Source organism: Acidobacteriota bacterium (assembly GCA_039028635.1).
In the GTDB taxonomy this organism is placed as follows: domain Bacteria; phylum Acidobacteriota; class Thermoanaerobaculia; order Multivoradales; family JBCCEF01; genus JBCCEF01.
In genome coordinates this window covers 110,901-131,939 of sequence record JBCCHV010000002.1, presented here as the reverse complement: position 1 = coordinate 131,939, position 21,039 = coordinate 110,901, and the positions used below count along the sequence as shown (strand labels likewise).

Genomic DNA, 21,039 nt, shown 5'->3' with positions numbered 1-21,039 from the left:
GGCTAGCCCACCAACCCTTCATCGATCAGACCATCGACCACCTGGACGGTACGGTCGCAGCGCGCCGCGATCTCCGGGTCGTGGGTGCTGACCAGGAAGGTGGTGCGCTCTTCGCTGGCGATCTCCTGCAGCAGGGCGACGATCTGCCAGGTGGTCTCGCGATCGAGGTTGCCGGTGGGCTCGTCGGCGAGGATGAGGGGCGGCCGGTTCATCAGGGCGCGGGCGATGGCGACGCGCTGTTTCTGGCCGCCGGAGAGCTTGGTGGAGCGGTAGGTGGCGCGCTCGCTGAGGCCGACCCGGTCGAGCAGCTCACGACCCCGTTGGCGGGCCGCGGGAGTCTCCCGACCGTGGATGACATAGGAGGGGAAGACGACGTTCTCGAGGGCGGTGAAGTCGGGCAGCAGGTGGTGGTACTGAAAGACGAAGCCGAGGCTGCGGTTGCGGAACTCGGTGAGCCGCTTCTCGGACAGCTCGAGGACGTTCTGCTGGTCGATCTCGATGCGGCCGGCGGAGGGCTGGAGGAGCGTGCCGAGGATCGAGAGCAGGGTGCTCTTGCCGCTGCCGCTGGGGCCCATCAAAGCGACGAAGGAGCCGCGTTCGAGGTCGAGGTCGATGCCGTGGAGCACGTGCGTCTCGACGTCCCCGTCGACGAAGGTCTTCTCGATCCCGCGGGCCCGCAGAACGAGCCCCTCGGCCGTCTCCGATGGGCCCCGGCTCACTGCTGGATCACCTCGACCGGATCCACCTTGGCGGCGGCGCGGGCCGGCAGGATGGCGGCGAAGAGGCCCGCCAGGGTCGCCAGGGTGATGGCGGTGCCGTACTCGCCGAGGGCGGGGTCGACGGGGAAGGTCGTCGAACCGTCCGGCTGACGGCTGATGGTGAGCAGAAAGATGCAGAACAGCCAGCCTCCGGCGGCACCGATGCCGGATCCCAGCAGGCCGATGAGGAAGCCCTGGAGCTGAAAAATCCGCCGAATCGAGGTTCGGCTGACCCCCATGCTGCGCAGGATGCCGATCTCCGAGCGGCGTCGGACGGCGGCCAGCAACAGCACGCTGGCGATGCCGATGAGGATGGTCAGGAGGCTGAAGAACTTGATCATCGAGCCGGTGCTGCCCTGCGACCGGATGGCTCCTTGGAGACGTTGATTCTGGGCGATCCAGTCGCGCGCTTCGAGACCGGTCGCCGCCGCCAGCTCACGGGCGAGGTCCGGAGCGCCATAGATGTCGCGCATCTTGAGGGCGATGCCGGTGACGTTGCCCTCGAGCTCGAGCAGGCTCTGCGCCGTGCGCAGCTCGACGAAGGCCAGGCGCTCGTTGACGCTGGCGCTGCCGACATCGAACAGGCCGCGCACCGTGAGGGTGCGCTGGCGGTCGCGCTCGCTGGTCAGGCGCAGGCGTTGGCCGGTGGTGACGCCGAGCTCTTCCGCCAGCGCCACGCCGATCAGCACGTCGCCGGGAGCCAACGCCAGGGAGCCTCGGACCAATCCGCCTTCGAGGTCGAGGATCGCCGACTCGCGGCCCGGCTCGAGGCCGTTGATGCCGACCGGCATGACCTTCTCGCCGCGTTGGAAAAAGCCGTTGCCTTCGACCTGGGGGGCCACCGCCAGGACTTCCGGCCGGGCCTCGATGCGCTCCACCAGGGGCCGCCATCCGGCGAGCTTGGCGCGCCGCTCGTTGCTGCGCTGGACGGCGAGCAGGGTGAGCAGATCACCGGCCTTCTGCAACTGTCTTGGCTGCTCCTCCGGAGGCTCGAGGGTGACGTGGGCGATATTGCCGATGACGTCGTTGGTCAGGCTGATCTCCAGGCCGTTGATGAGGGCGGCCATGAAGGTGAAGGCCACGATGCCGACAGCCACGCCGGCGAGGATCAGGAGGGTCTGGAGCCGGCTGCTGGCGAGGTATCGAACGGCGACCTTGATCTCGAAGGGCACGGTTTCAGGATCCTGCTTCGGGTGCGCCTGCGCTGGGATCCACGAGGGTGGCCCGCACCTCGGTCCCGGCGGTGATCTGCCGGGGGTCGAGCACGATGCGCTCGCCGGATCGCAGGCCCGACCGCACCACGATCTCGGGGGCGGGCCAATCGATCACCTCGACCGCTCGCCGGCGGGTCTGGCCGTCCTCGACCACCAAGACCCAGGCCTCGCCACCGATTCCCGAGACCGCTGCTCGCGGCACCGTCAGAGCTCCTGGATGCTCAGCGATGGCGAGGTTGGCGTCGAGGGTCAGCCCGACCGGCAGGTCGGGGGGCTCGCCGGCAAACTTCAGGCGCACGATGGCGGCGCCGCTCAGGCGGTCGATACGACGACCGATATAGGAGATCTCGGCCGGCCAGGGCTCGCTGTGCCGGCCGAGGGGAGCCACCAGGGCAGCCTGTCCGAGCACGATCTCTCCCAAGTAGCGCTCGTCGACCTCCATTTCGACCTCGGGATCGCTCGCCGTGGCCAGCTCGTAGAGGACGTCCGTCGGGCCCACCACCTGGCCCGGGTCGACCGGTCGCTCGAGAACGAAGCCATCGAGGGGCGATCTGAGGACGTAGTCGTCGAGGCGCGCCGTGAGCTCGGCGAGCACCTCGCCGCCCTCTTCGACCCGCCGCTGGCTGCGCGCCGCCGCCAGGCGGGCCGCTTCGAGGTCGCTGGTCGGCAGGAGATGCTCGCCGGCCAGCGCCGTGGCCCGCTCGAGATCTCGGCGGCGCTGGTCGAGCTCGTCCTGGTCGCGCCGCAGGACCGACTGCGCCTGGGCCAGGTCGGCTCGGGCCTGGCGGTCGTCGAGGCGCGCCAGCACTTCACCGGTGCGCACCGCTTGGCCTTCTTCCCGGGTGAGATCGAGCAGCCGCGCCCGCACCGCCGGAATCATCTGGTTGCTCTTCTCGGGCCGGATGCGGCCGGTGAGGGCGAGCACCCGGCGGACATCCCGCTCTACGACGTCGACCACCTCCACCTCGGGGGGGCGGGCGAGCCAGCCGCGCACCTGCCAGGCGGCGAGGGCGAGCAGCATCAGAACGAGAAAAAAGGCGGCGGTGCGCAAGAGTTTTTTCATGGCTGACAGCTAGTTCGCCGAAATTCGGTGGGTCGATGCAACCAAGGAGCACCCCGGGGGCTTGCTGCGGCGGGGATGGCGTCACCATACCGCTTCGGATCGACTTTCACCACCGCGCGGTGGGATCGGCGGGCGGGCCCCCGGCCGGGGTTTCAAGGTTGGATGTATGTGATCCTATTTTTGACAGTATCCATAATTTGTTCTAGTCTATGGTCATGCCTCGAGACTTCTCCACTGTCCTGCGAAAGCACGGTCTACAGGTCACCGCTCAGCGCCTCGCGGTGCTGGCGGCGGTGGTCAAACGGCCCCATGGGACGGCGGACGACATCGCCCGGGCCGTGCGCGACGAGATCGGGGTGATTTCTCGACAGTCGGTGTACAACGCCCTCGGCGCGTTGGTGGACAAGGGTTTGCTGCGGCGAATCGAGCCCTCGGGCTCGCCGACGCGCTACGAAGACCGGGTGGGTGACAACCACCACCACCTGATCTGCCGCTCCTGTGGCCGGGTGGAGGACGTCGACTGCGCCATCGGCAGCGCGCCGTGCCTGCACGCCGCCGACGACTCGGGTTTCGAGATCGACGAGGCCGAAGTGATTTATTGGGGTCGCTGCCCCGAGTGCCGATCGACTTCCACTGCGGATTGAAGCGCCCGGCACCTCGGAGCTGACGGCTCCTTTTCTGAAGCACTAACGACGAGCGGGAAGAGGTCGAGCCGATCCCGGCATCGGCTCGACCGAACCCCGTAGGAGAGAGCCATGGCTGAAGCTGTCGGTGGATGTCCCTTTTCCGGTGAATCGCAGCGTCCCGAAGTCGTTCCGACCTGGTCCAATCAGGAGTGGTGGCCGAACCAGGTCGACCTGAGCATCCTGCATCAGGGCTCTGCCCTGGCCGACCCGATGGGAGAGGCGTTCGACTATGCCGCCGAGTTCGAGAGCCTCGACCTCGCGGCCCTGCGGCGAGACCTCTTCGCCTTGATGACGGCGTCGCAGGAGTGGTGGCCGGCCGACTACGGTCACTATGGACCGCTGTTCATCCGTATGGCTTGGCACAGCGCCGGGACCTATCGCATCCACGATGGGCGCGGCGGCGCCTCCGCCGGCACACTGCGCTTCGCGCCCCTCAATAGCTGGCCGGACAACGCCAATCTCGACAAGGCGCGACGGTTGCTGTGGCCGATCAAGCAGAAGTACGGGCGCAAGATCTCCTGGGCCGACTTGATGGTTTTCACCGGCAACTGCGCCCTCGAATCGATGGGCTTCAAGACCTTCGGCTTCGCCGGCGGCCGGGCCGACGTCTGGCAGCCCGAGGACGGCATCTACTGGGGACCGGAGGGCACCTGGTTGGGAGACGAGCGCTACAGCGGCGAGCGCCAGCTCGAGACGCCGCTGGCGGCGGTTCAGATGGGTTTGATCTACGTCAACCCGGAGGGCCCCAACGGCCATCCCGACCCGCTCGCGGCGGCCCACGACATTCGCGAGACCTTCGCCCGCATGGCGATGAACGACGAGGAAACGGTGGCCTTGATCGCCGGCGGCCACACCTTTGGCAAGGCTCACGGTGCGGCGAACCCGGACGATCATGTCGGTCCCGAGCCCGAGGGTGGCAGCATCGAGGAACAGGGTCTGGGTTGGAAGAACAACTTCGGCAGCGGTGCCGGCAGCGACACCATCACCAGCGGCCTCGAAGGTGCCTGGACCGACGCCCCGGCGAAGTGGGACAACGCTTTCTTCGACAATCTTTTCGAGTTCGAATGGGAGCAGTACCAGAGCCCGGCCGGAGCGACTCAGTGGCGGCCCAAGGACGCCGGTGGCGCCGGCACCGTGCCGGATGCCCAGGATCCCACCAAAAAGCATGCACCGATGATGCTGACCACCGATCTCGCGCTGCGCTTCGACCCCATCTACGGGCCGATTTCGAAGCGTTTCCACGAGAACCCGGACCAGTTCGCCGACGCCTTCGCCAAGGCCTGGTTCAAGCTCACCCACCGCGACCTGGGGCCGCAGTCCCGCTACTTGGGGCCCGAGGTTCCGAGCGAGGCGCAGCTCTGGCAAGACCCGATCCCGGCCATCGACCACAGTCTGATCGGCGACCAGGACATTGCCGACCTCAAGGCCAAGATCTTGGCTTCAGGACTCTCGATCGCCGATCTCGTGTCCACCGCCTGGGCGGCGGCGGCGAGCTTCCGCGGTACCGACAAGCGCGGTGGGGCCAATGGCGGCCGTCTGCGCCTGGCGCCGCAAAAAGACTGGGCGGTCAACGATCCGGCGAGGCTGACCGGCGTCCTCGCCACCTTGGAGCGGATTCGATCCGACTTCAACGCCGCGCAGAGCAACGGCAAGGGGGTCTCGCTGGCCGACATCATCGTCCTCGGCGGCAGTGCCGCCGTCGAAGCCGCCGCCGAGAAGGCCGGTCACGCCGTGAAGGTGGCTTTCGCTCCGGGGCGCACCGACGCCTCCCAGGACCACACCGATGTCGAATCCTTCGCCGTGCTCGAGCCGACGGCGGATGGCTTCCGCAACTACCTCGCCAATGGTCACGGGCGGTCGCCGGAGGAGCTGCTGGTGGAGCGCGCTTTCATGCTCAACCTGACGGCGCCGGAGATGACGGCCCTGGTCGGCGGTTTGCGCTCGCTGAACGCCAACACCGGACGGGCTCGCCACGGCGTCTTCACCGATCGGCCCGAGACCCTCAGCCGGGACTTCTTCGTCAACCTGCTCGACATGGGGATCGATTGGCAGCCCTCTCCGACCGAGGGCGTCTTCGAGGGCAAGGACCGCAGCAGTGGCGCGATCCGCTGGACCGGAACCCGCGTCGACTTGCTCTTCGGGTCGAACTCCCAGCTCCGCGGGCTGGCCGAGGTCTACGCCAGCGACGACTCGGAAGAGCAGTTCGTCGGCGACTTCGTCGCCGCCTGGGAGAAGGTCATGCACCTCGACCGGTTCGATCTCGTCTAAGCTCTCGGGGCATCGTGCGAGACCGATATCGGTCTGGCGCGAGGCCCATATCGGAAGGATCGAAAGCCCGCTCTCATCGGCGGGCTTTTTTTCGTGGTCGGGAGCGCGGCTCCCACCGCGGCCTCGATCTGCGAGCTCGACCCGAGGCCTTGCTCGATTCCTCGGCTCCGCCGTAGCAGATCGGTCGAGGTGCAGGGTGCGGGCCAAGAAGGCTCCAGCTGCGATTCGTCGATGCAGTGCATTCTGTAGTCTTGAAGATCGATAAGCCCCTTTATTTCAGTGCTTTGATTCCATTCTGCTGAAGCTCCACCGGGGCCTTGAAATGCCCCGCCCGAGGTCGTCACTTCGGGGCGAGGGCGGCATCGAATCGCCCCCTTGCGCGCGGACAACCTCTGCGGTCGATCGAAAACTTCATTGGTGAGGAGGATGCTATGGCCTGGACCTTCCGCAGCTCGACCCACGGCGAGATCGGCGATGTGCTGCAGGATCTCGACCAGACGATGAGGACTCTGTCATCGGCCCAGTCGACGAGCGCCAAGCTCGGGACTTCCGATTCCCATGACGGGGACGCCCGCGGGGTGGTGCTCTGGTACGACGGCGAGATTCCGTCCGCAGTGCCGACTGGCTCCGGATGGATCCAGGAAACCTGGCAGGCCGGTGAGTCCTCCGACGAGATCTATGGCCAGGTGGCGAATTACCTGGACGGCCTGCCCTTGCCGGTGGCGCTCAATGCCCGCATTTCGATGAGCAACTACCACACCAAGGTCAGCACCGATCCGGTGGCGGCCATCACCGTGTGGCATCCGGCGGCGGAGGCTCCCTCCGCCGGCGCTCGGATCTACGAGCTGGTGACCGCCGGGGCGATGGCGCCCTATCCACCGTTCAGCGGCGATTCGGCGACGGCCTACAAGAACCTCAACCAGCAGCTGCAGGCCAAGTATGCGGTGGAGGTTCCGGTGCGCGAGGCGTATCTCGACCCGTCGAAGTACGCGCCGACCAATCTGCTGGTGTTCGTCTCCGGTCTGAAGCCTCCGCAGGAATGGCCGGCTGGCCTGAAGAGCGCTTGGCACGCGGTTCAGAACCAGATCAAGAAGGAGCTCTCTTACCTGGTCGACCTCTTCAACTACCAGACCCAGGCGCACATCAACGCCAACTCGATCGCGGCCGAGTTCCAGTCGCGCTATGACATCGCCAAGAACACTCTCGAGTCCAAAGGCTCGGGCGATAGCTGGCTGATCTCGACCCTGGCCAATCTGCTGATCTTCGCCGGACCCGAGTTCACGGTCTTGCGGGTCACCGTCGGCATGATGATGGCCATCTCCCAGCATCTCGGTCAGGGTGGAGTCTCCGGCGAGCTCGATGAGCTCGAGACGGATCTGTCGAACTTCATCGACTCGATCGTCGAGGAGAGCAGCAATCTCTACCTGCCGATCGCCAAGGACTGGGGCAAGCTCGAGGCCTTCTATGGGCTGGTCGGTGAGGCCTCGGGCAGCGTCAGCTCGAAGGAGAAGGAAATCGCTGCCGACCAGTATGAGCTTTCTCTCTATCAGGCGGTGGCACCCTCGATCTTCGCCATCATCAACTTCACGCAGGTCAGCTGGGGACCTTGCGGCGAAAACGGAGTCGGCCTCGGCTACACGCCGAACAGCGACTTCTGGAACTCCTACAACGGCAGCCTGTGCAAGCGACTGCCCAAGATCGGGGTCAAGCTGTCGGACGTTCTGGCCCGTCGTGGGGGCTGGTTCCGCTTGCCGGTTTGGACCTGTACTGCCGACAGTCACGGTCAATCCTGCTGGCTCGAAACTTAGCTTCGGAGGAGAGAAGAACATGCCATGGACTTACAAAGCCTTCGGCGACAGTAGCCTCGACTCGGTTCTGGTCGAGCTCCACGGAAAGGCCAATCAGCTCGCGGCGAGTCGGACGGCGAGCGTCAAGCTGGCGACCTCGAACCAGGAGGACGGCAGCGCCCGCGGCGTGCTCTTCTGGTACGACGGTGAGCTGCCAGATCGGGCGGGAAACGGCTCTGGCTGGCAGCGGCACACGCAGGACACCGGCGACAACTACGAGGGCCTCTACGACTTCGTTCGCGACACCTTGAACGGTGTTTCGCTCGAGCGGGCTTTGCTCTCCCACGTCGCCTTCTCGAACCATCACACCGGGCATCACAGTGCGGTGGTCTCGGTTTGGGTGCCGGCGACGGTGTCCTGAGGCAGCGCGGATCACACCAGCCCAGGAATCGGTGCATGTCTATGCCTTGATAGGCTGAGAAAAGGGGCCGATTCTCGGGGGAGCACGGGATGCGCAAGCAGATTTCGACGGGGCTGGCCGCCGGACTGGTTTTCTCACTGCTGCTCGGGCTTCCCGGCCTCGGTCTGGCGGGGGGCTTCGGCAGCCTCGAGCTGGTGTCCGTCTTGCCCTCGTTGACGGTCCTCGTGGACATCGTCCATGCCGGCGACGAGCGCCTCTTTCTCGCCCAGCAGGGGGGGCGGATCCTGGTATGGGATCGCGCCAGCGCGCCCACCACCTTTCTCGACATCGGCGGTTTGATGGGTGGCGGCTTCGAGGGCGGTATCAAGAGCATCGCCTTTCATCCGGACTACCCGAATCCGGGATTCTTCTTCGTTCACTACTCCGATGCCGGCGACGATTCGGTGGTCGCCCGCTATCGCGTGTCGGTGGGCGACCCGGATGTCGCCGATCCCACGAGCGGTCGCATTCTGTTGGTCGTCGATCAAGAGACGGACATCCACCGCGGCGGTCAGATTGGCTTCGGGCCGGACGGTTTCCTCTACGTCGGCCTGGGGGACGGTGGACCGCAGACCGATCCCGAATGCAAAGCGCAGCGCGCCGATACCCTGCAGGGCAAGCTGTTGCGTCTCGATGTCGATCAAAACGTCGACACGCCGCCCTACCATGGGATTCCCGTCGACAATCCCTTTGGCGGCGTCAACGAGCCGCGGGCGGAGGTCTGGGCCTTGGGGCTGCGACAGCCCTGGCGCTTCAGCTTCGATCGCGCCAACGGCGACCTCTACATCGCCGATGTCGGGCAGAACGAGCGCGAAGAGGTCAACTATCAGCCGGCGGCCGCCGGCGGTGGACAGAACTATGGTTGGCGAGTGATGGAAGGGCTGAGCTGCTTCGATCCGGACCCGATCAACTCGGATTGCCCCGCCACCACGCCGTCGTGTTTCGATTCCGCCTACACCGCGCCGGCCTTCGACTACGACCAGTCGAACGGCGATTGCTCGATCACCGGCGGCTATGTCTACCGCGGACCGGCGGCTCCGCCCTTGGTCGGGCGCTACATCTACGGTGACTTCTGCAGCGGAAATCTGTGGGCCGCCGACAACGGCGGCGGCACCTGGAGCAGCACTCTGCTCCCGATCAGCTTGTCCGGTGTGCAGGCCTTCGGGGAGGACCGGGAAGGCCGTCTCTTCGCGACCGATGGCTCGACCCTCTTCGAGCTGCGGATGTCGGTGATCTTCGCCGACGGCTTCGAGAGTGGCGACACCGGGGGCTGGTCGGCGACTCAGATGCGTCGCGGTCAGAGAACCCGGGGCTGAGGCTCCACTCCGCTTCGGCCGGCGTCCGCGAAGGCCTGCCAATAACCTTTGTCGATAGCGGTCTTTCGACGGTCGCTGGAATTCGTTCTGCCCTCTGCCGGTTGTCGGGCTTCGTTAGAAATCTTCGATGACTGGTGCTGGGGAAGGAGCGGATGAAGAAGATCCTGGTGTTGTTTGCCCACCCACGGACGGATCGCTCGGAGGCGAATGTGGTGCTGGCGGAGGTTCCGCAGCGGCATCCGGCAGTGACCTTCGTCGACCTCTATGCCGAGTATCCGACCTTCGAGATCGACGTCGAGCGCGAGCAGGAACGCCTGCGGGAGCACGACGTCCTGGTCTTTCACCATCCGGTCTACTGGTACTCCAGTCCGGCGATTCTCAAGGAGTGGCAGGATCTGGTGCTTGAGTACGGCTTCGCCTATGGATCCGAGGGTCGGGCCCTCGAGGGCAAGCTCTTCGTCAGCGCGGTGACCACCGGCGGGCGGCGCGAGGTGTACTGCCGCACCGGCGTCAACCGTTTCGAGCTGCGCGAGCTGTTCGCGCCCTTCGAGCAGACCATGTACCTCTGCCGGATGCGCTATCTGCCGCCCTTTGCTCTCTTCGCCGCCGGCCATGCGCGCGATGAACAGCGCCTCGATGAGCACGTCCGCGACTACCAGCGACTACTCGATGCGCTGGCCGACGATCGCCTCGATGTCGCCGGTGCTGCCGACCGCTTGACCCTCTCGGATGGCCTCGACGAGCTCATCACTCCGGCCGCGGGAGCCGTCTGATGGAGTTTCTCAGCGACGCCTCTCTCTACCTGCTGGCGGCGGTGGTGGCGGTGCCGATCGCCAAGCGTCTCGGCCTGGGCTCGGTGCTCGGCTATCTGCTCGCCGGCATCGTCATCGGGCCAGTGCTCGGATTGGTCGGAGCCGAAACCAAGGAGGTCAAGCACTTCGCCGAGTTCGGCGTCGTGATGATGCTCTTTCTGGTGGGCCTCGAGCTGCGGCCCGCCATGCTCTGGCGCATGCGCACCAAGCTCCTCGGATTGGGGGGCCTGCAGGTGGTGGGCACGACCCTTTTGCTGTTTGGCGTGGCCCTCGCCTTCGAGCTGCCGTGGCGCAGCGCCTTGGCGGTGGCGATGGTTCTCGCCCTGTCCTCGACGGCCATCGTGCTCCAGACCCTCGAAGAAAAGGGCTGGATGAAGGCTCCGGCGGGGCAGTCGGCCTTTTCGGTGCTGCTGTTCCAGGACATCGCGGTCATTCCGATGCTCGCCCTGATGCCGCTGCTCGCCGTCGGCAGTGGGGCCCACGGCGAGGCCGCCGGTCACCATGGTGGGGGGCTCGAGGGGCTGCCGGCGTGGCTCCAGACCCTGGCGATTCTCGGAGTGATCGCGGCGATCATCCTCGCCGGGCGGTTCCTGATGCGCCCGACCTTCCGCTTCATCGCCGAATCGCGGCTGCGCGAGATCTTCACCGCCGCGGCGCTGCTGCTGGTGGTGGGCATCGCCCTGGCGATGGACCGGGTCGGCCTGTCGCCGGCCCTCGGCACCTTCCTCGCCGGCGTGGTGCTCTCCGGTAGCGAGTACCGTCACGAGCTCGAAAGCGACATCGCGCCCTTCAAGGGGCTGCTCCTCGGTTTGTTCTTCATCTCCGTCGGTGCCGGCATCGATTTCGAGCTCCTCTTCGGGCAACCGGTTCGGATCTTCGGTGCCGCCCTCGCTCTGATGGTGGTCAAGCTGGTGATCCTGCTCCTGCTGGCGCGCTCCTTCGGGCTGCGCGGCAAGGTGCGCTGGCTCTTCGCCCTCGCCTTGGCCCAGGCCGGCGAGTTCGCCTTCGTGCTGTTCGGATTCGCCGAGGGGGCCGGGGTGCTGGCGCCGGCGGTGACCCAGATTCTCACTCTGGTGGTGGCGATCACCATGCTGCTGACGCCGCTGCTGTTCATCCTCTACGAGAAGCTGATCGCGCCGCGCAGCGACGACGAGACGGAGCGGGACGCGGACGAGATCGACGAGCAGGGAACCGCCGTCGTCACCGGCGTCGGGCGCTTCGGCGAGGTGGTCAGCCGCATGTTGATCACCAACGGCTACCGGGTGGTGGTTCTCGACCACGATCCGGCGCTGATCGACCTGTGGCGCCAGATCGGTCTCAAGACCTACTACGGTGACGCCACCCGCCCCGACCTGCTGCACGCCGCCGGTGCCGACGAAGCGCGGCTGTTCGTGGCGGCCCTCGATGACCGCGAGCGCCAGACCCTGCTCGTCGAGCACGTTGCCCGCCACCACCCAAACTGCCGCATCATCGCCCGGGCGGTGGATCGCCATCACGTCTACGAGCTCGAGCAGGCCGGGGCGCACCAGGTCGTGCAGGAGCTCTTCGAGGCCGCGACCTCCGCCGGCCGTCTTGCCCTGATCGAGCTCGGCACCCATCCCTTCAAGGCCGAGCGCCAGGCACGCTCCTTCCGCCAGCACGATCGCGGCATGCTCGAGTCGCTGCGCGAACGCTGGCTCGAGGGCGGTGTCGACCGAAGCTATATCGATGTCGCCCGGGCGCGGGCCGGTGAGTTGTTCGATCTCATGAAAGCGGATCGCGCCGCCGAGCGCCACGATTCCACCGAGCGCGGCTGGGTCCCACCGCCGAAGGACGACGCGCGCCTCGGCATCGAGACGCCGGACCAGGAGGTCGAGGGAGCGTGAAGGCGCACGACCGCCGAAGGGGACTGATTAGCCTCCAACGAGGTCGACTATTCGTCCGCTTTCAGGCGTCTCAGGTCGAGACCTGAAATCCTCTCGAAGTGGTGGTCGAAGGTGAGGAGCCGAGCGCCGGCCACGACGCTGGCGGCGGCGATCCAGACGTCGTTGAGGGGAATCGGAGTGCCGGCCCTCCGCAGGGCCGCGAACAGCTTGCCGTACTGCTGAGCGACCTGCCGAGTGATCGGTCGAATCGCAACGAAGGGCTCCGCCAGGAAGTCTTCGAGGGCGGCGCGATTCTCTGCCGAGCGGGCGGCGAGCTCGAAGCCTGCCTCGAGCTCGCCCAGCACCGTGGTGGGCAGAAGAATGTTCGATGCTTCTGCCATCGCATCGAGAACGAGCGGGTGACCTCGGCGCAGTCCGATGTAGGCAGAAGTGTCGAGCATCAGAGTCACGGTGTCATTCCCAGTCGCGGCTCTCGATAGTGCGCTGGTGCGCGACAAGCTGCGCAAACTCGTCGGCCTCGTCCTCGGTCCAGGTTGCGTAGCGCAGCAAGCGCTTTCGTCGCTCGTCATGACCCACCGCTTCCTGCAGGATCTGCAGCACGATGGTGTTGATGCTTTGGCCCTTCGTCCGACTGAGGGTGGCGAGGCTCTCGGCGACCTCGTCGGGAACCCTGCGAATGGTGAGTTGCCTAGCCATGCAGGCATGGTAGCACTCAAATGCAGGCATGCCTGCGCTCAGGTGGCTTTCGTTCTCTTCGATCTGCCGGCTTGGTTCGGCTCAGCGTAGGGCTTCGCGCTCTTGTTGAGCTTCGGCCAGCTCGCCCTCCAGTGGCTCGATGTCGGCCATCATCTCGATGGCGCGGTCGTAGAGCGGACGCGCCTCGCCGGGCGTCCCATTCTGGGTCAGGACCCGCGCCAGGTTGAGCACCGTCAAGCCGAACTCCGGGTCCTCGGGGCTCGACTTGGCCTCGTGGATGGCCAGTGCCTGGCGCAGGGCGGTCTCCGCTTGCGGTAGGCGGCCGGTGGCGAGGTCGAGGGATCCGAGGGCGCCGAGGCTTTCGGCGATGTGGGGATGGTCGGCGTCGAGGGCGGCACGCCGGATGCGCAGGGAGCGTTCGAGAATCGGCCGCGCCTGGCCGTAGCTCTGGCGTTGCACGTAGACGTCCCCCAGACGCCGCAGAGTGGCCGCGAGGTCCGGGTGGCCCGGAGCGATGGCTTCGCGAATGGTCAGAACCTTGCGGTAGAGGCGCTCGGCGGCGTCGAGGTCGCCGAGGTAGGAGTGGTTCATCACCGCCATGCCCTCGTAGGCGGCGGCGACGTTGGGATGCTGGCTACCGAGGGTGGCTTCGAGGATGCCGGTGGCGCGTCCGATGTGATCCAGAGCGCCGGCGTGGTCGCCGGTTTCGGCGAGCATGGTGCCGACGCTGTAGAGGCTTCCGGCGAGGTCGGGATGGTCGTCCTCGAGCCATTTCTCGCGGATGGTGAGGGCTCGCCGATGGGCGGCGAGGGCCTCGTCGAGGTGGCGCTGGCGATAGTGGGCGAGCCCCAGGTTGGTCCAGGCGTTGGCGGAGAGAAACTCGTCTCCACCGCTCGCTTGCCAGCGCGCCACCGACTCTTCGAGGCGACTTTGGGCTTGTGGGTACTGCCCGAGGCGAAGCTCGGCGAGACCGAGGTTCGAGAGCTCCTTGGCGATCTCGAGGTCGTCGACGGCGAGCTGGCGCCAGAGGTCGAGAGCCAGGCGGAACTGCTCCACCGCCTGTTCGTAGCGCCCGGCGCTGTTGAAAATCACTCCCAGGATGCGGTGGCCCTCGGCGCGCAGCAGTCCGCTGTCGCGGTCGTCGCCGGTGAGCATCTCGAGAGACCTGCGAATCTCCGCCTCGGCGGTTTCGAGGTCGGCCTGTTTCTCATGGCTGTAGCCCAGCGACTGGAGGGTCTCGGCGAGCTCGAGGCGGGGCGGATCGGGCAGGTTGCGGAGGACGCCCACGGCGTCCGTCAGGATGGTGCTGGCGGGTTCGTAGAGGCCGAGGCGGACGTAGACGTCGCCGATGGTGCGCATCAGCCGAGCCTGCACCAAGGGCTGATCGTCGAGATCTTCGCGAATCCGGGCGGCACCTTCGTCGAGGAGCTCCCGGGCGGTCACCTCACTGCCACGCTCGCGGCCCGGATCGGAGACCTGGAACAGCCCGGTCAGGAACTCGGAGACTTGCTGAGATTCGGTTTGCGAGCGCCGCGCCTCGGCCTCCGCTTGGCGCGCCCGCACCAGGGCGAGGGAAGTGGCGATGAAGCCGCCGACCAGGGCGGCCAGCACCAGCGTCGCCGCCACCGCCGCCACTCTGTGTCGCTGGAAGAACTTTCCGAAGCGGTAGCCGGCGCTCGGTGGCCGGGCGATGATGGGCTCGGCATCGAGATGACGCTGCAGGTCCGCCGCCAGCTCAGCGGCGGAAGCGTAACGGCGCTCCGGCTCGTCGGCCAGCGCCTTGACCACAATCCAGTCGAGGTCGCCGCGCAGGCGCTTCGGCAGCTCGCGCTGCTCGAGCCGACGCTCGGCGGCGATGTCGCGGCTTTGCTCGCCATCGAGGCGGGTCACCCGGTTGCTCGGTCGGCGCTGCTTGACCGATTCTTCCCGCGAACCCCCCTCGCCATCGCTCGGGCGGACGCCGGTGAGGAGCTCGAAGAGCATGACGCCGAGGGAATAGACGTCGGAGCGGGTGTCGACATCCTGCACCGCCAAGCGAGCCTCGGGGCTCATGTAGGCGGGTGTTCCAATGGCGTGGAGAGCGGTGAGCTGAGTCTCGTCCGTCAACCGCAGGTCGCCGATCGCCTTGGCGAGGCCGAAGTCGATCACCTTGGGAATGGCGCGGCCGTCCTCGAGCTTGGTCACCAAGACATTGCCGGGCTTGAGGTCACGGTGCAGCACGCCCTTCTGATGGGCGCTGTGCACTCCACGGCAGACGGCGATGAAGAGCTCGAGGCGGTCTTCGATGGAGAGCTTCTCGGCGTCGCAGAAGCGTGTGATCGGCTCGCCCTGGGGGATGTGCTCCATGGCGAAGAAGGGGAAGCCATCGTCGGTGGTCCCGGCTTCGTAGAGCTGCGCCACGTTGGGGTGGGCGATGCGGGCGAGGGCGTTGCGCTCGGCCTCGAAGCGGCCGAGGGCGCGCGGGCTGCGCAGGCTGGCGTGCATCAGCTTGAGGGCCACCTGGCGTTTGACCGGTTGCGATTGCTCGGCGAGGAAGACCGCGCCCATGCCACCGCTGCCCAAGGGCTCGACGATGCGGTAGTTGCCGATCTCGCTGGGATAGGCGTCGGCGGGCTCCTGGAAGGACTGCTCGAGGTAGGCGAAGACGTCCGTCGACTGGGTGGGATCTTCGAGGTCCTCGGTGGCCTGATCGAGCAGATCCTCGACCTCGGCGCGCATTTCGAGGTCGTCGCCGCAGGCCTGGTCGAGAAAGGCGTAGCGCTCGTCGGCGTGGCGCTCGAGGGCTTCGGCGACGATCTGGGCGATGCGCCGGTGGCGCGCGAGATCCGCCGACGGGACCGGTTCGGTGGTGTCCATCTCAGGTCGCCCGCATCTGTCGTTTGAGCCACAGCTTGGCAGCGACCATCTGGCGCGACACGGTGGCGCGGGAAAGATCGAGAATCTTGCAGACTTCGTTCTCGGTCAGGCCGCCGAAGTAGCGCAGCTCGACGATCTGCGCTTGGCGCGGATCGATGCGGCCGAGCTGGTCGAGGGCGCGGTCGAGGGCCAGCACCTCGAGGTCCGGCTCCTCGGCGGCATCGAAGGCGGCGTCGATCGGCGAGATCATCTCTCGGGGAATGCGCTTCGAGGCGCTGCGCCGCCGCGCCCGGTCGACCAGGATGCGCCGCATCGACATGGCGGCAGTGGAGAAGAAGTGCTTGCGGTCGGTGAAGGAGACCTCTTCGCCGGTGAAGATGCGCATGTAGGCCTCGTGCACCAGCTCGGTGGTGACCAGCGAGTTGTCCCGCCTCTCGCCGCGCAAGAAGTGGGCCGCGAGACGCTTGAGCTCGCCGTAGACCACCGGCAGGGCTTCCTCGATCGCCTCCTGCGAGTAGGCCGGACCGCTGAGCTTGCCCGCGATCAGGTTTTGGCGCGCCGCCTCGTCGTGCTCCATGGATCCCGCTCCGTTTCCCCCAGGTTCGCCGGTCATGCTAGCAGTGCCGGCGCCACCCTCCCGGCGAGTTTTCTCCAGGTCTCACCGCAAGGATTCGCCGGTCGGTGGGTTTCACGCCCTGAACGACAACCGCAGCGACTCCCGAGGAAGCTCTCAACGACCATGAAACTGCCAAGACTCGACACCCTCGCAGCGTTCTTTCTCCTGGTCGCGGTGGCGCCACCGGCGGTGGCCGAGGCTCCGACCTTGCCCTGGCGCGAGGCCGGCCTGAGCGAGCGCCAGGCGGCCGCCCACCTGCTGGATCGCTTCGCCTACGGGGCCCGGCCGGGCGACATCGACCGGGTGGTCGAGTTGGGTCTCGAGCGCTGGCTCGAGGCCCAGCTCGCCGGCAACCTCCCGGAGACTGCTTTGGCGCCGCGTTTGGCCGGTCTCGAGAGTCTCGGCCTCGAGCAGCGGGAAATTCTCGAGCGCTATCCCAACCCGGGGATCGTCCTGCGTCAGCGTCAGCGCGAGGGCAAGCTCGACCTCGACATGGAGGCGACCCAGGCGATGGAGGAGGGCGATCGTTCCGCCCTGCGTCGGGAGTTTCGCAGTGCCATGCAGGAGGAGGGATTTCGTCCCCAGCGGGAGCTGATGGCGGATCTCTATCGCCAGAAGCTCTACCGCGCGGTCTACGGCGAGAACCAGCTTCACGAAGTGCTCACCGAATTCTGGTTCAACCACTTCAATGTGTCCCTTGCCGACAACGACGTGCGCTCCTTCGTGATGACCTATGAGCGCGATGCCATCCGGCCGCACGTGGTGGGTGATTTTCGCGCTCTGCTGGAGGCCACCGCCAAGCACCCGGCGATGCTGCTCTATCTCGACAACGCTCGCTCGGTGGCGGAACCGGGGGCTCGCACCACCTTCGATCCCGACCGCTACCTGCGGCAGCGTCGCGGCGGTCGATCCGGCTTCGGTCGGCGCGGTGCGGCGCGCGGCAGTGCTGCCCGCGGCAGTGCAGCCCGCGGCGGTGGCGATGAGCAGCGTGCCTCGCGTCGTCCTCAGGGTCTGAACGAGAACTACGCCCGCGAGCTCCTCGAGCTCCACACCCTCGGCGTCGACGGCGGCTACGACCAGGAGGACGTCGTCGAGGTGGCGCGCGCCTTCACCGGCTGGACCCTGATTCCGCCAGGACGGATGACCGACGACAGCGTTCGCCGGCGGCTCGGTCAGGCCCGTCGCCTACCGGCCGATGCCGGGTTCGTGTTCGAAGGCGACTTCTTGTTCCGGGCCGATGCCCACGACGCCGGCAGCAAGCGGGTGCTGGGGAAGAAGCTGCCGGCCGGCCGCGGTATCGAAGACGGCCTCGCGGTCCTCGATCTCCTGGCCGCTCACCCCTCGACGGCGCGTCACCTGGCGGCCAAGGTGGCGACCCGGTTCGTCGCCGACGAGCCACCGGCGCCGCTGGTGGAAGACTTGGCGGACAGCTTCTTGGCCAGCCAGGGCGATCTGGCGGAGTTGATCCGTCGCCTCGCCTATCACCCGGCCTTCTGGCAGCCGGAAGCGCGCCAGAGCAAGATCAAGTCGCCCTTCGAGGTCGCGGCCTCCGCCCTGCGCGCCCTCGATGCGGAGGTCGCCGAGGCCCGCGGCGTTCTCGAGTGGGTGATCCAGAGCGGCCAGCCGATCTATGCCTATCAGGCGCCGACGGGCTTTCCCGACAGCGCCGAGAACTGGGTCAATACCGGTTCGCTGCTGGCGCGTATGACCTTCGGCCTCGAGCTCGCCGGCGGGCGGGTTCCGGGCGTGCGTTTCGATCTCGAAGAGCTCCTCGAACGGCGCGAGCCGGCCTCGGCCGAGGAAGCCCTCGAGGCTTTCCTGCCGGTGCTTCTGCCGGAGCGTGATCCGTCGCCCACCCTCGATCGTCTGTTGCCGGTGGTGCGCGATCCATCCTTCGCCGACAAGGTGGCCGAAGCCGCCCAGGCGGCACCTTCCGGGGCGATGGACGATCGCCTGTTGCCCTGGGACGGGCCGCGCTCCCGTCGCCGTTCGATGTCCGTCGCCGTCTCGTCGCCGCCCAGCGCCACCGCTTACGTGGTGGGCTTGATCCTCGGTTCGCCGGAATTCCAGCGTCGCTAGCCCGAACTTCTCACGAGCTTTCCGCTGCGCGTCCGCATGTCCCCGAATCTGCTGCGTTATCCGTCGCCTGCTCTCCTCGCAGTGAGTCGAGTACGGCGGCGTCGTGGCAGCGACGGATGCCTTGCATCTTCAAGAACCTACGGCCTCTCGCGAGGAAACCTCGTGAGCAGGCCGGGCTAGCCCCGAACCGCTGCAAGGAGAAGAACCTCATGAGTCGACCCACCGCACTGAATCGCCGCGCCTTTCTGAAGGCTGGGGGAGTGGCCCTCGTCGCCCTCGGGGCCGGGCCGAATTTTCTCCATCGCGCCGCTCTGGCGACCGCCGGACCGCAGCCCTTCCACCGGCGCAAGACGCTGGTGACGATCTTCCAGCGCGGTGCCATGGACGGGTTGATGGCGGTGCCGCCGGCGGACGACGCGGCGTTGCGGCGGCTGCGCCCTCGCCTCGCCATGAGCCTGGCCCGGCGAGCCGGTGAGGAAGGGGCCCTCGACCTCGGCGTCGGCTTCGGGCTTCATCCCGCCCTCCGGCCCCTCGAGACCTTCTGGCAGGACCGTCGCTTGGCGATCGTCCATGCCGTCGGCTCGCCGGATGCGACGCGCTCCCACTTCGACGCCCAGGACTACATGGAGTCCGGCACTCCCGGTCGCAAAGGCACGCCCGATGGCTGGCTCAACCGGGTCGCTGGTCAGCTCGGTCACGACGCGACGCCGTTTCGCGCCGTCTCTTTGACCACCGCCATGCCGCGTTCCCTCTACGGCCCGGAACCGGCTCTGGCGGTCGCCGACCTGCGGCGCTTCCGGGTCGATCGTCGCGCGGCTGACGGCTCCGGTCAGGTCGCCAGTCAGGGATTCGAGGCCCTCTATGGCGAGACCTCCCAGCGACTGTTGCAGGACACCGCGCAGGAGACCTTCGAGGCCGTCGACACCCTCGAGAAGCTCGACGTCTCGCGCTACCGGCCGTCGCGCCAGGCGCGCTATCCGCGCAGCCCGTTGGGCCGGGCGATGCAGCAGATCGCCTTCCTGATCAAGTCCGACGTCGGTCTCGAGGTCGCCTTCGCCGAATCCGGCGGCTGGGACACCCACGTTCAGCAGGGCACCGCCCAGGGCTCCTTCGCCCGCCGGGCCCGCGACCTGGCGGACTCGATCGCCGCCTTCTGGACCGACCTGGGAACCTTCCGCGACGACGTCACTCTGATGACCATGACGGAGTTCGGGCGCACGGTGGCGGAGAACGGCTCCGGCGGCACTGATCACGGCCACGGCAGCTGCCTCTTCGTGCTCGGCGGTGAGGTCGATGGAGGCCGTGTCCACGGCAGCTTCCCGGGGCTCGATCGGGACCTGCTTTACGAGGGCCGGGACCTGCCGGTGACGACGGATTTTCGGGCGGTGTTCTCGGAGGTCGCCGGTCACCACCTGAAGATCGCCGACCGTTCCGCTCTCTTCCCCGGTTGGTCCGGGGGCGGTTTGTCCGTTTTTCGGCGAGCGTGAAGAGGCCAGGGCCTTGGTGCCGCCCCGTGAGGCGGGCGGTATCGGGGCTTGACGCATCGCCAAGCGAGAAGCCCGCTGGGAGGGGACTCCCAGCGGGCTCATTTTTTTCGCGCTAGCGCGAGCTCCTCAGCGGTTTCCTCAGAAATCCGGTCCGCCTCCAATGCCTTCGCAGGCGGCGGCGCGCCACAGGGATCGGTAAGCGGTGCAGCCGTTGGAAACCTGGAAGTAGGCGCGGCTCGCGACCGAGCACCAGGTACCGCCGAGCACCGAAGCGGAGGCGTTGACCTGGTAGCAGCAGCCTCCGACGAAGGTGGTGCTGTCCCAGTCGCTGTTGCTGCCGCGATTCGAGTTGACGATCACCGAAGCGAAGATTTCTTTGGTGTAGGGAGAGAACGGACCGGGGGCCGTGAACTTGGACTGCGCCGACCCGAGGCCCCAGGAACCGCCCGCGTCGGCCTCGGCGGTGAGACTGTAGCCGCCGCTGCAGACGTTGCCGGAGCTGGTCGCCGTCGCGGTTTCGGTGGTGAGCTGGCGCTCCAGGAAGTCGATCTCGGCCTCCAGGGTGAGCAACGTCCGGCGCAGCTCGAAATAGCGCGAACCGCTCGCCTTGAGATCGGCAAGCCGTGCGCTGATCTCTTCCCGCTGGCTGCGGACCTGGTCGAGATCCTGCTGCAGGGCGGCGAGACCGAAGCCGAGGCGGAGGATGGAGCCGTCGGCCTCCTGCCTTTGCCAGCGGGAAGGGCCGACGGCGGTCCACTCCGGCCCGGCCTGGGAGAGGAACTCCTGCTCATCGGCGAATTCGTATTGGTGGGCGGCCTCGGTGGGTTTGTCGGCGGCCAGCAAGGGCCAGCCGAGGGCGGTGATCAGGAGAAGGCTGCAAAAGGCTCTGGTGCTTTTCCTCAAGTTGAATCTCCTCTTGCGGGAGGGGCCGAGGGCTGTGCCGTCGGCACCGCTCGGACCCGATTTCATGGCTCTGCCTCGGGCTGGCCAAAGCCAGCTGGGAAGCGTCGAATGGCGGACTCTCGTGGGCTCCTTTCGGGGTCCACCGGTCCTCTACGCGACGAACTTTCGCGGCC

17 protein-coding genes are annotated in these 21,039 nt (G+C 67.1%); 9 read left to right on the top strand and 8 right to left on the bottom strand.

The annotated features are described in order from the left end of the window. Window positions 1-2: 2 nt before the first annotated feature. Genes AAF604_01720 through AAF604_01710 form a run of 3 tightly spaced genes read right to left on the bottom strand, consistent with a single transcriptional unit; the run spans window position 3 to window position 3,035 of the window. Entirely contained in the window at window positions 3-719 is a 717-nt protein-coding gene (locus AAF604_01720) for an ABC transporter ATP-binding protein (GenBank protein ID MEM7048340.1), read from the bottom strand. Beyond that, complete coding sequence (locus tag AAF604_01715; GenBank protein MEM7048339.1) at window positions 716-1,930, bottom strand: ABC transporter permease; 1,215 nt, start codon at window positions 1,928-1,930, stop codon at window positions 716-718. The genes AAF604_01720 and AAF604_01715 overlap by 4 nt, the downstream gene beginning before the upstream one ends. A gap of 4 nt (window positions 1,931-1,934) precedes the next feature. Next, the gene (locus AAF604_01710) at window positions 1,935-3,035 is read right to left on the bottom strand and encodes an efflux RND transporter periplasmic adaptor subunit (protein ID MEM7048338.1); all 1,101 of its coding nucleotides are present in this window, start codon (window positions 3,033-3,035) and stop codon (window positions 1,935-1,937) included. A gap of 209 nt (window positions 3,036-3,244) precedes the next feature. On the opposite strand from AAF604_01710, the gene AAF604_01705 reads away from it, so the two are divergent. The 7 genes from AAF604_01705 (at window position 3,245) to AAF604_01675 (ending at window position 12,229) form a co-directional block, all read left to right on the top strand. After that, the gene (locus AAF604_01705; protein ID MEM7048337.1) at window positions 3,245-3,679 is read left to right on the top strand and encodes a Fur family transcriptional regulator; all 435 of its coding nucleotides are present in this window, start codon (window positions 3,245-3,247) and stop codon (window positions 3,677-3,679) included. Window positions 3,680-3,790: 111 nt separating this feature from the next. Continuing rightward, window positions 3,791-5,989: a catalase/peroxidase HPI gene (gene katG / locus AAF604_01700; GenBank protein MEM7048336.1), complete on the top strand. Its 2,199-nt coding sequence runs from the start codon at window positions 3,791-3,793 to the stop codon at window positions 5,987-5,989. A gap of 431 nt (window positions 5,990-6,420) precedes the next feature. Further along, the gene (locus AAF604_01695) at window positions 6,421-7,797 is read left to right on the top strand and encodes a hypothetical protein (GenBank protein ID MEM7048335.1); all 1,377 of its coding nucleotides are present in this window, start codon (window positions 6,421-6,423) and stop codon (window positions 7,795-7,797) included. A gap of 19 nt (window positions 7,798-7,816) precedes the next feature. Then, a complete protein-coding gene (locus AAF604_01690; protein MEM7048334.1) occupies window positions 7,817-8,197 on the top strand; it encodes a hypothetical protein in 381 nt (126 codons plus the stop codon). Window positions 8,198-8,286: 89 nt separating this feature from the next. Then, window positions 8,287-9,552: a PQQ-dependent sugar dehydrogenase gene (locus AAF604_01685; GenBank protein ID MEM7048333.1), complete on the top strand. Its 1,266-nt coding sequence runs from the start codon at window positions 8,287-8,289 to the stop codon at window positions 9,550-9,552. A gap of 152 nt (window positions 9,553-9,704) precedes the next feature. Further along, the gene (locus AAF604_01680) at window positions 9,705-10,325 is read left to right on the top strand and encodes an NAD(P)H-dependent oxidoreductase (GenBank protein MEM7048332.1); all 621 of its coding nucleotides are present in this window, start codon (window positions 9,705-9,707) and stop codon (window positions 10,323-10,325) included. Then, window positions 10,325-12,229, top strand: coding sequence for a monovalent cation:proton antiporter-2 (CPA2) family protein (locus AAF604_01675; protein MEM7048331.1), 1,905 nt, complete (start codon window positions 10,325-10,327; stop codon window positions 12,227-12,229). The genes AAF604_01680 and AAF604_01675 overlap by 1 nt, the downstream gene beginning before the upstream one ends. A 47-nt stretch (window positions 12,230-12,276) precedes the next feature. On the opposite strand, the gene AAF604_01670 is transcribed toward AAF604_01675, so the two are convergent. The 4 genes from AAF604_01670 to AAF604_01655 all read right to left on the bottom strand — a co-directional run bounded on the left by AAF604_01670 (window position 12,277) and on the right by AAF604_01655 (window position 16,358). Continuing rightward, window positions 12,277-12,669, bottom strand: coding sequence for a type II toxin-antitoxin system VapC family toxin (locus AAF604_01670; GenBank protein MEM7048330.1), 393 nt, complete (start codon window positions 12,667-12,669; stop codon window positions 12,277-12,279). Between the two features lie 13 nt (window positions 12,670-12,682). Continuing rightward, window positions 12,683-12,925 carry an Arc family DNA-binding protein gene (locus AAF604_01665; protein MEM7048329.1) on the bottom strand — a complete coding sequence of 81 codons (243 nt, stop codon included), beginning with the start codon at window positions 12,923-12,925 and terminating at the stop codon, window positions 12,683-12,685. A gap of 81 nt (window positions 12,926-13,006) precedes the next feature. Beyond that, complete coding sequence (locus AAF604_01660) at window positions 13,007-15,781, bottom strand: tetratricopeptide repeat protein (protein MEM7048328.1); 2,775 nt, start codon at window positions 15,779-15,781, stop codon at window positions 13,007-13,009. A 1-nt stretch (window position 15,782) separates the two neighbouring features. Continuing rightward, the gene (locus AAF604_01655; GenBank protein ID MEM7048327.1) at window positions 15,783-16,358 is read right to left on the bottom strand and encodes an ECF-type sigma factor; all 576 of its coding nucleotides are present in this window, start codon (window positions 16,356-16,358) and stop codon (window positions 15,783-15,785) included. A gap of 162 nt (window positions 16,359-16,520) precedes the next feature. Between AAF604_01655 and AAF604_01650 the strand changes: the two genes are divergently transcribed. Together AAF604_01650 and AAF604_01645 are read left to right on the top strand one after the other, a co-directional pair. Continuing rightward, window positions 16,521-18,476, top strand: coding sequence for a DUF1800 domain-containing protein (locus tag AAF604_01650; GenBank protein ID MEM7048326.1), 1,956 nt, complete (start codon window positions 16,521-16,523; stop codon window positions 18,474-18,476). Window positions 18,477-18,685: 209 nt separating this feature from the next. Continuing rightward, window positions 18,686-19,963, top strand: a complete 1,278-nt coding sequence (locus AAF604_01645) for a DUF1501 domain-containing protein (GenBank protein ID MEM7048325.1) — start codon at window positions 18,686-18,688, stop codon at window positions 19,961-19,963. A 138-nt stretch (window positions 19,964-20,101) separates the two neighbouring features. Here the strand turns inward: AAF604_01645 and AAF604_01640 are convergent, their stop codons facing one another. Continuing rightward, entirely contained in the window at window positions 20,102-20,866 is a 765-nt protein-coding gene (locus AAF604_01640) for a hypothetical protein (GenBank protein ID MEM7048324.1), read from the bottom strand. Between the last annotated feature and the right edge of the window lie 173 nt (window positions 20,867-21,039).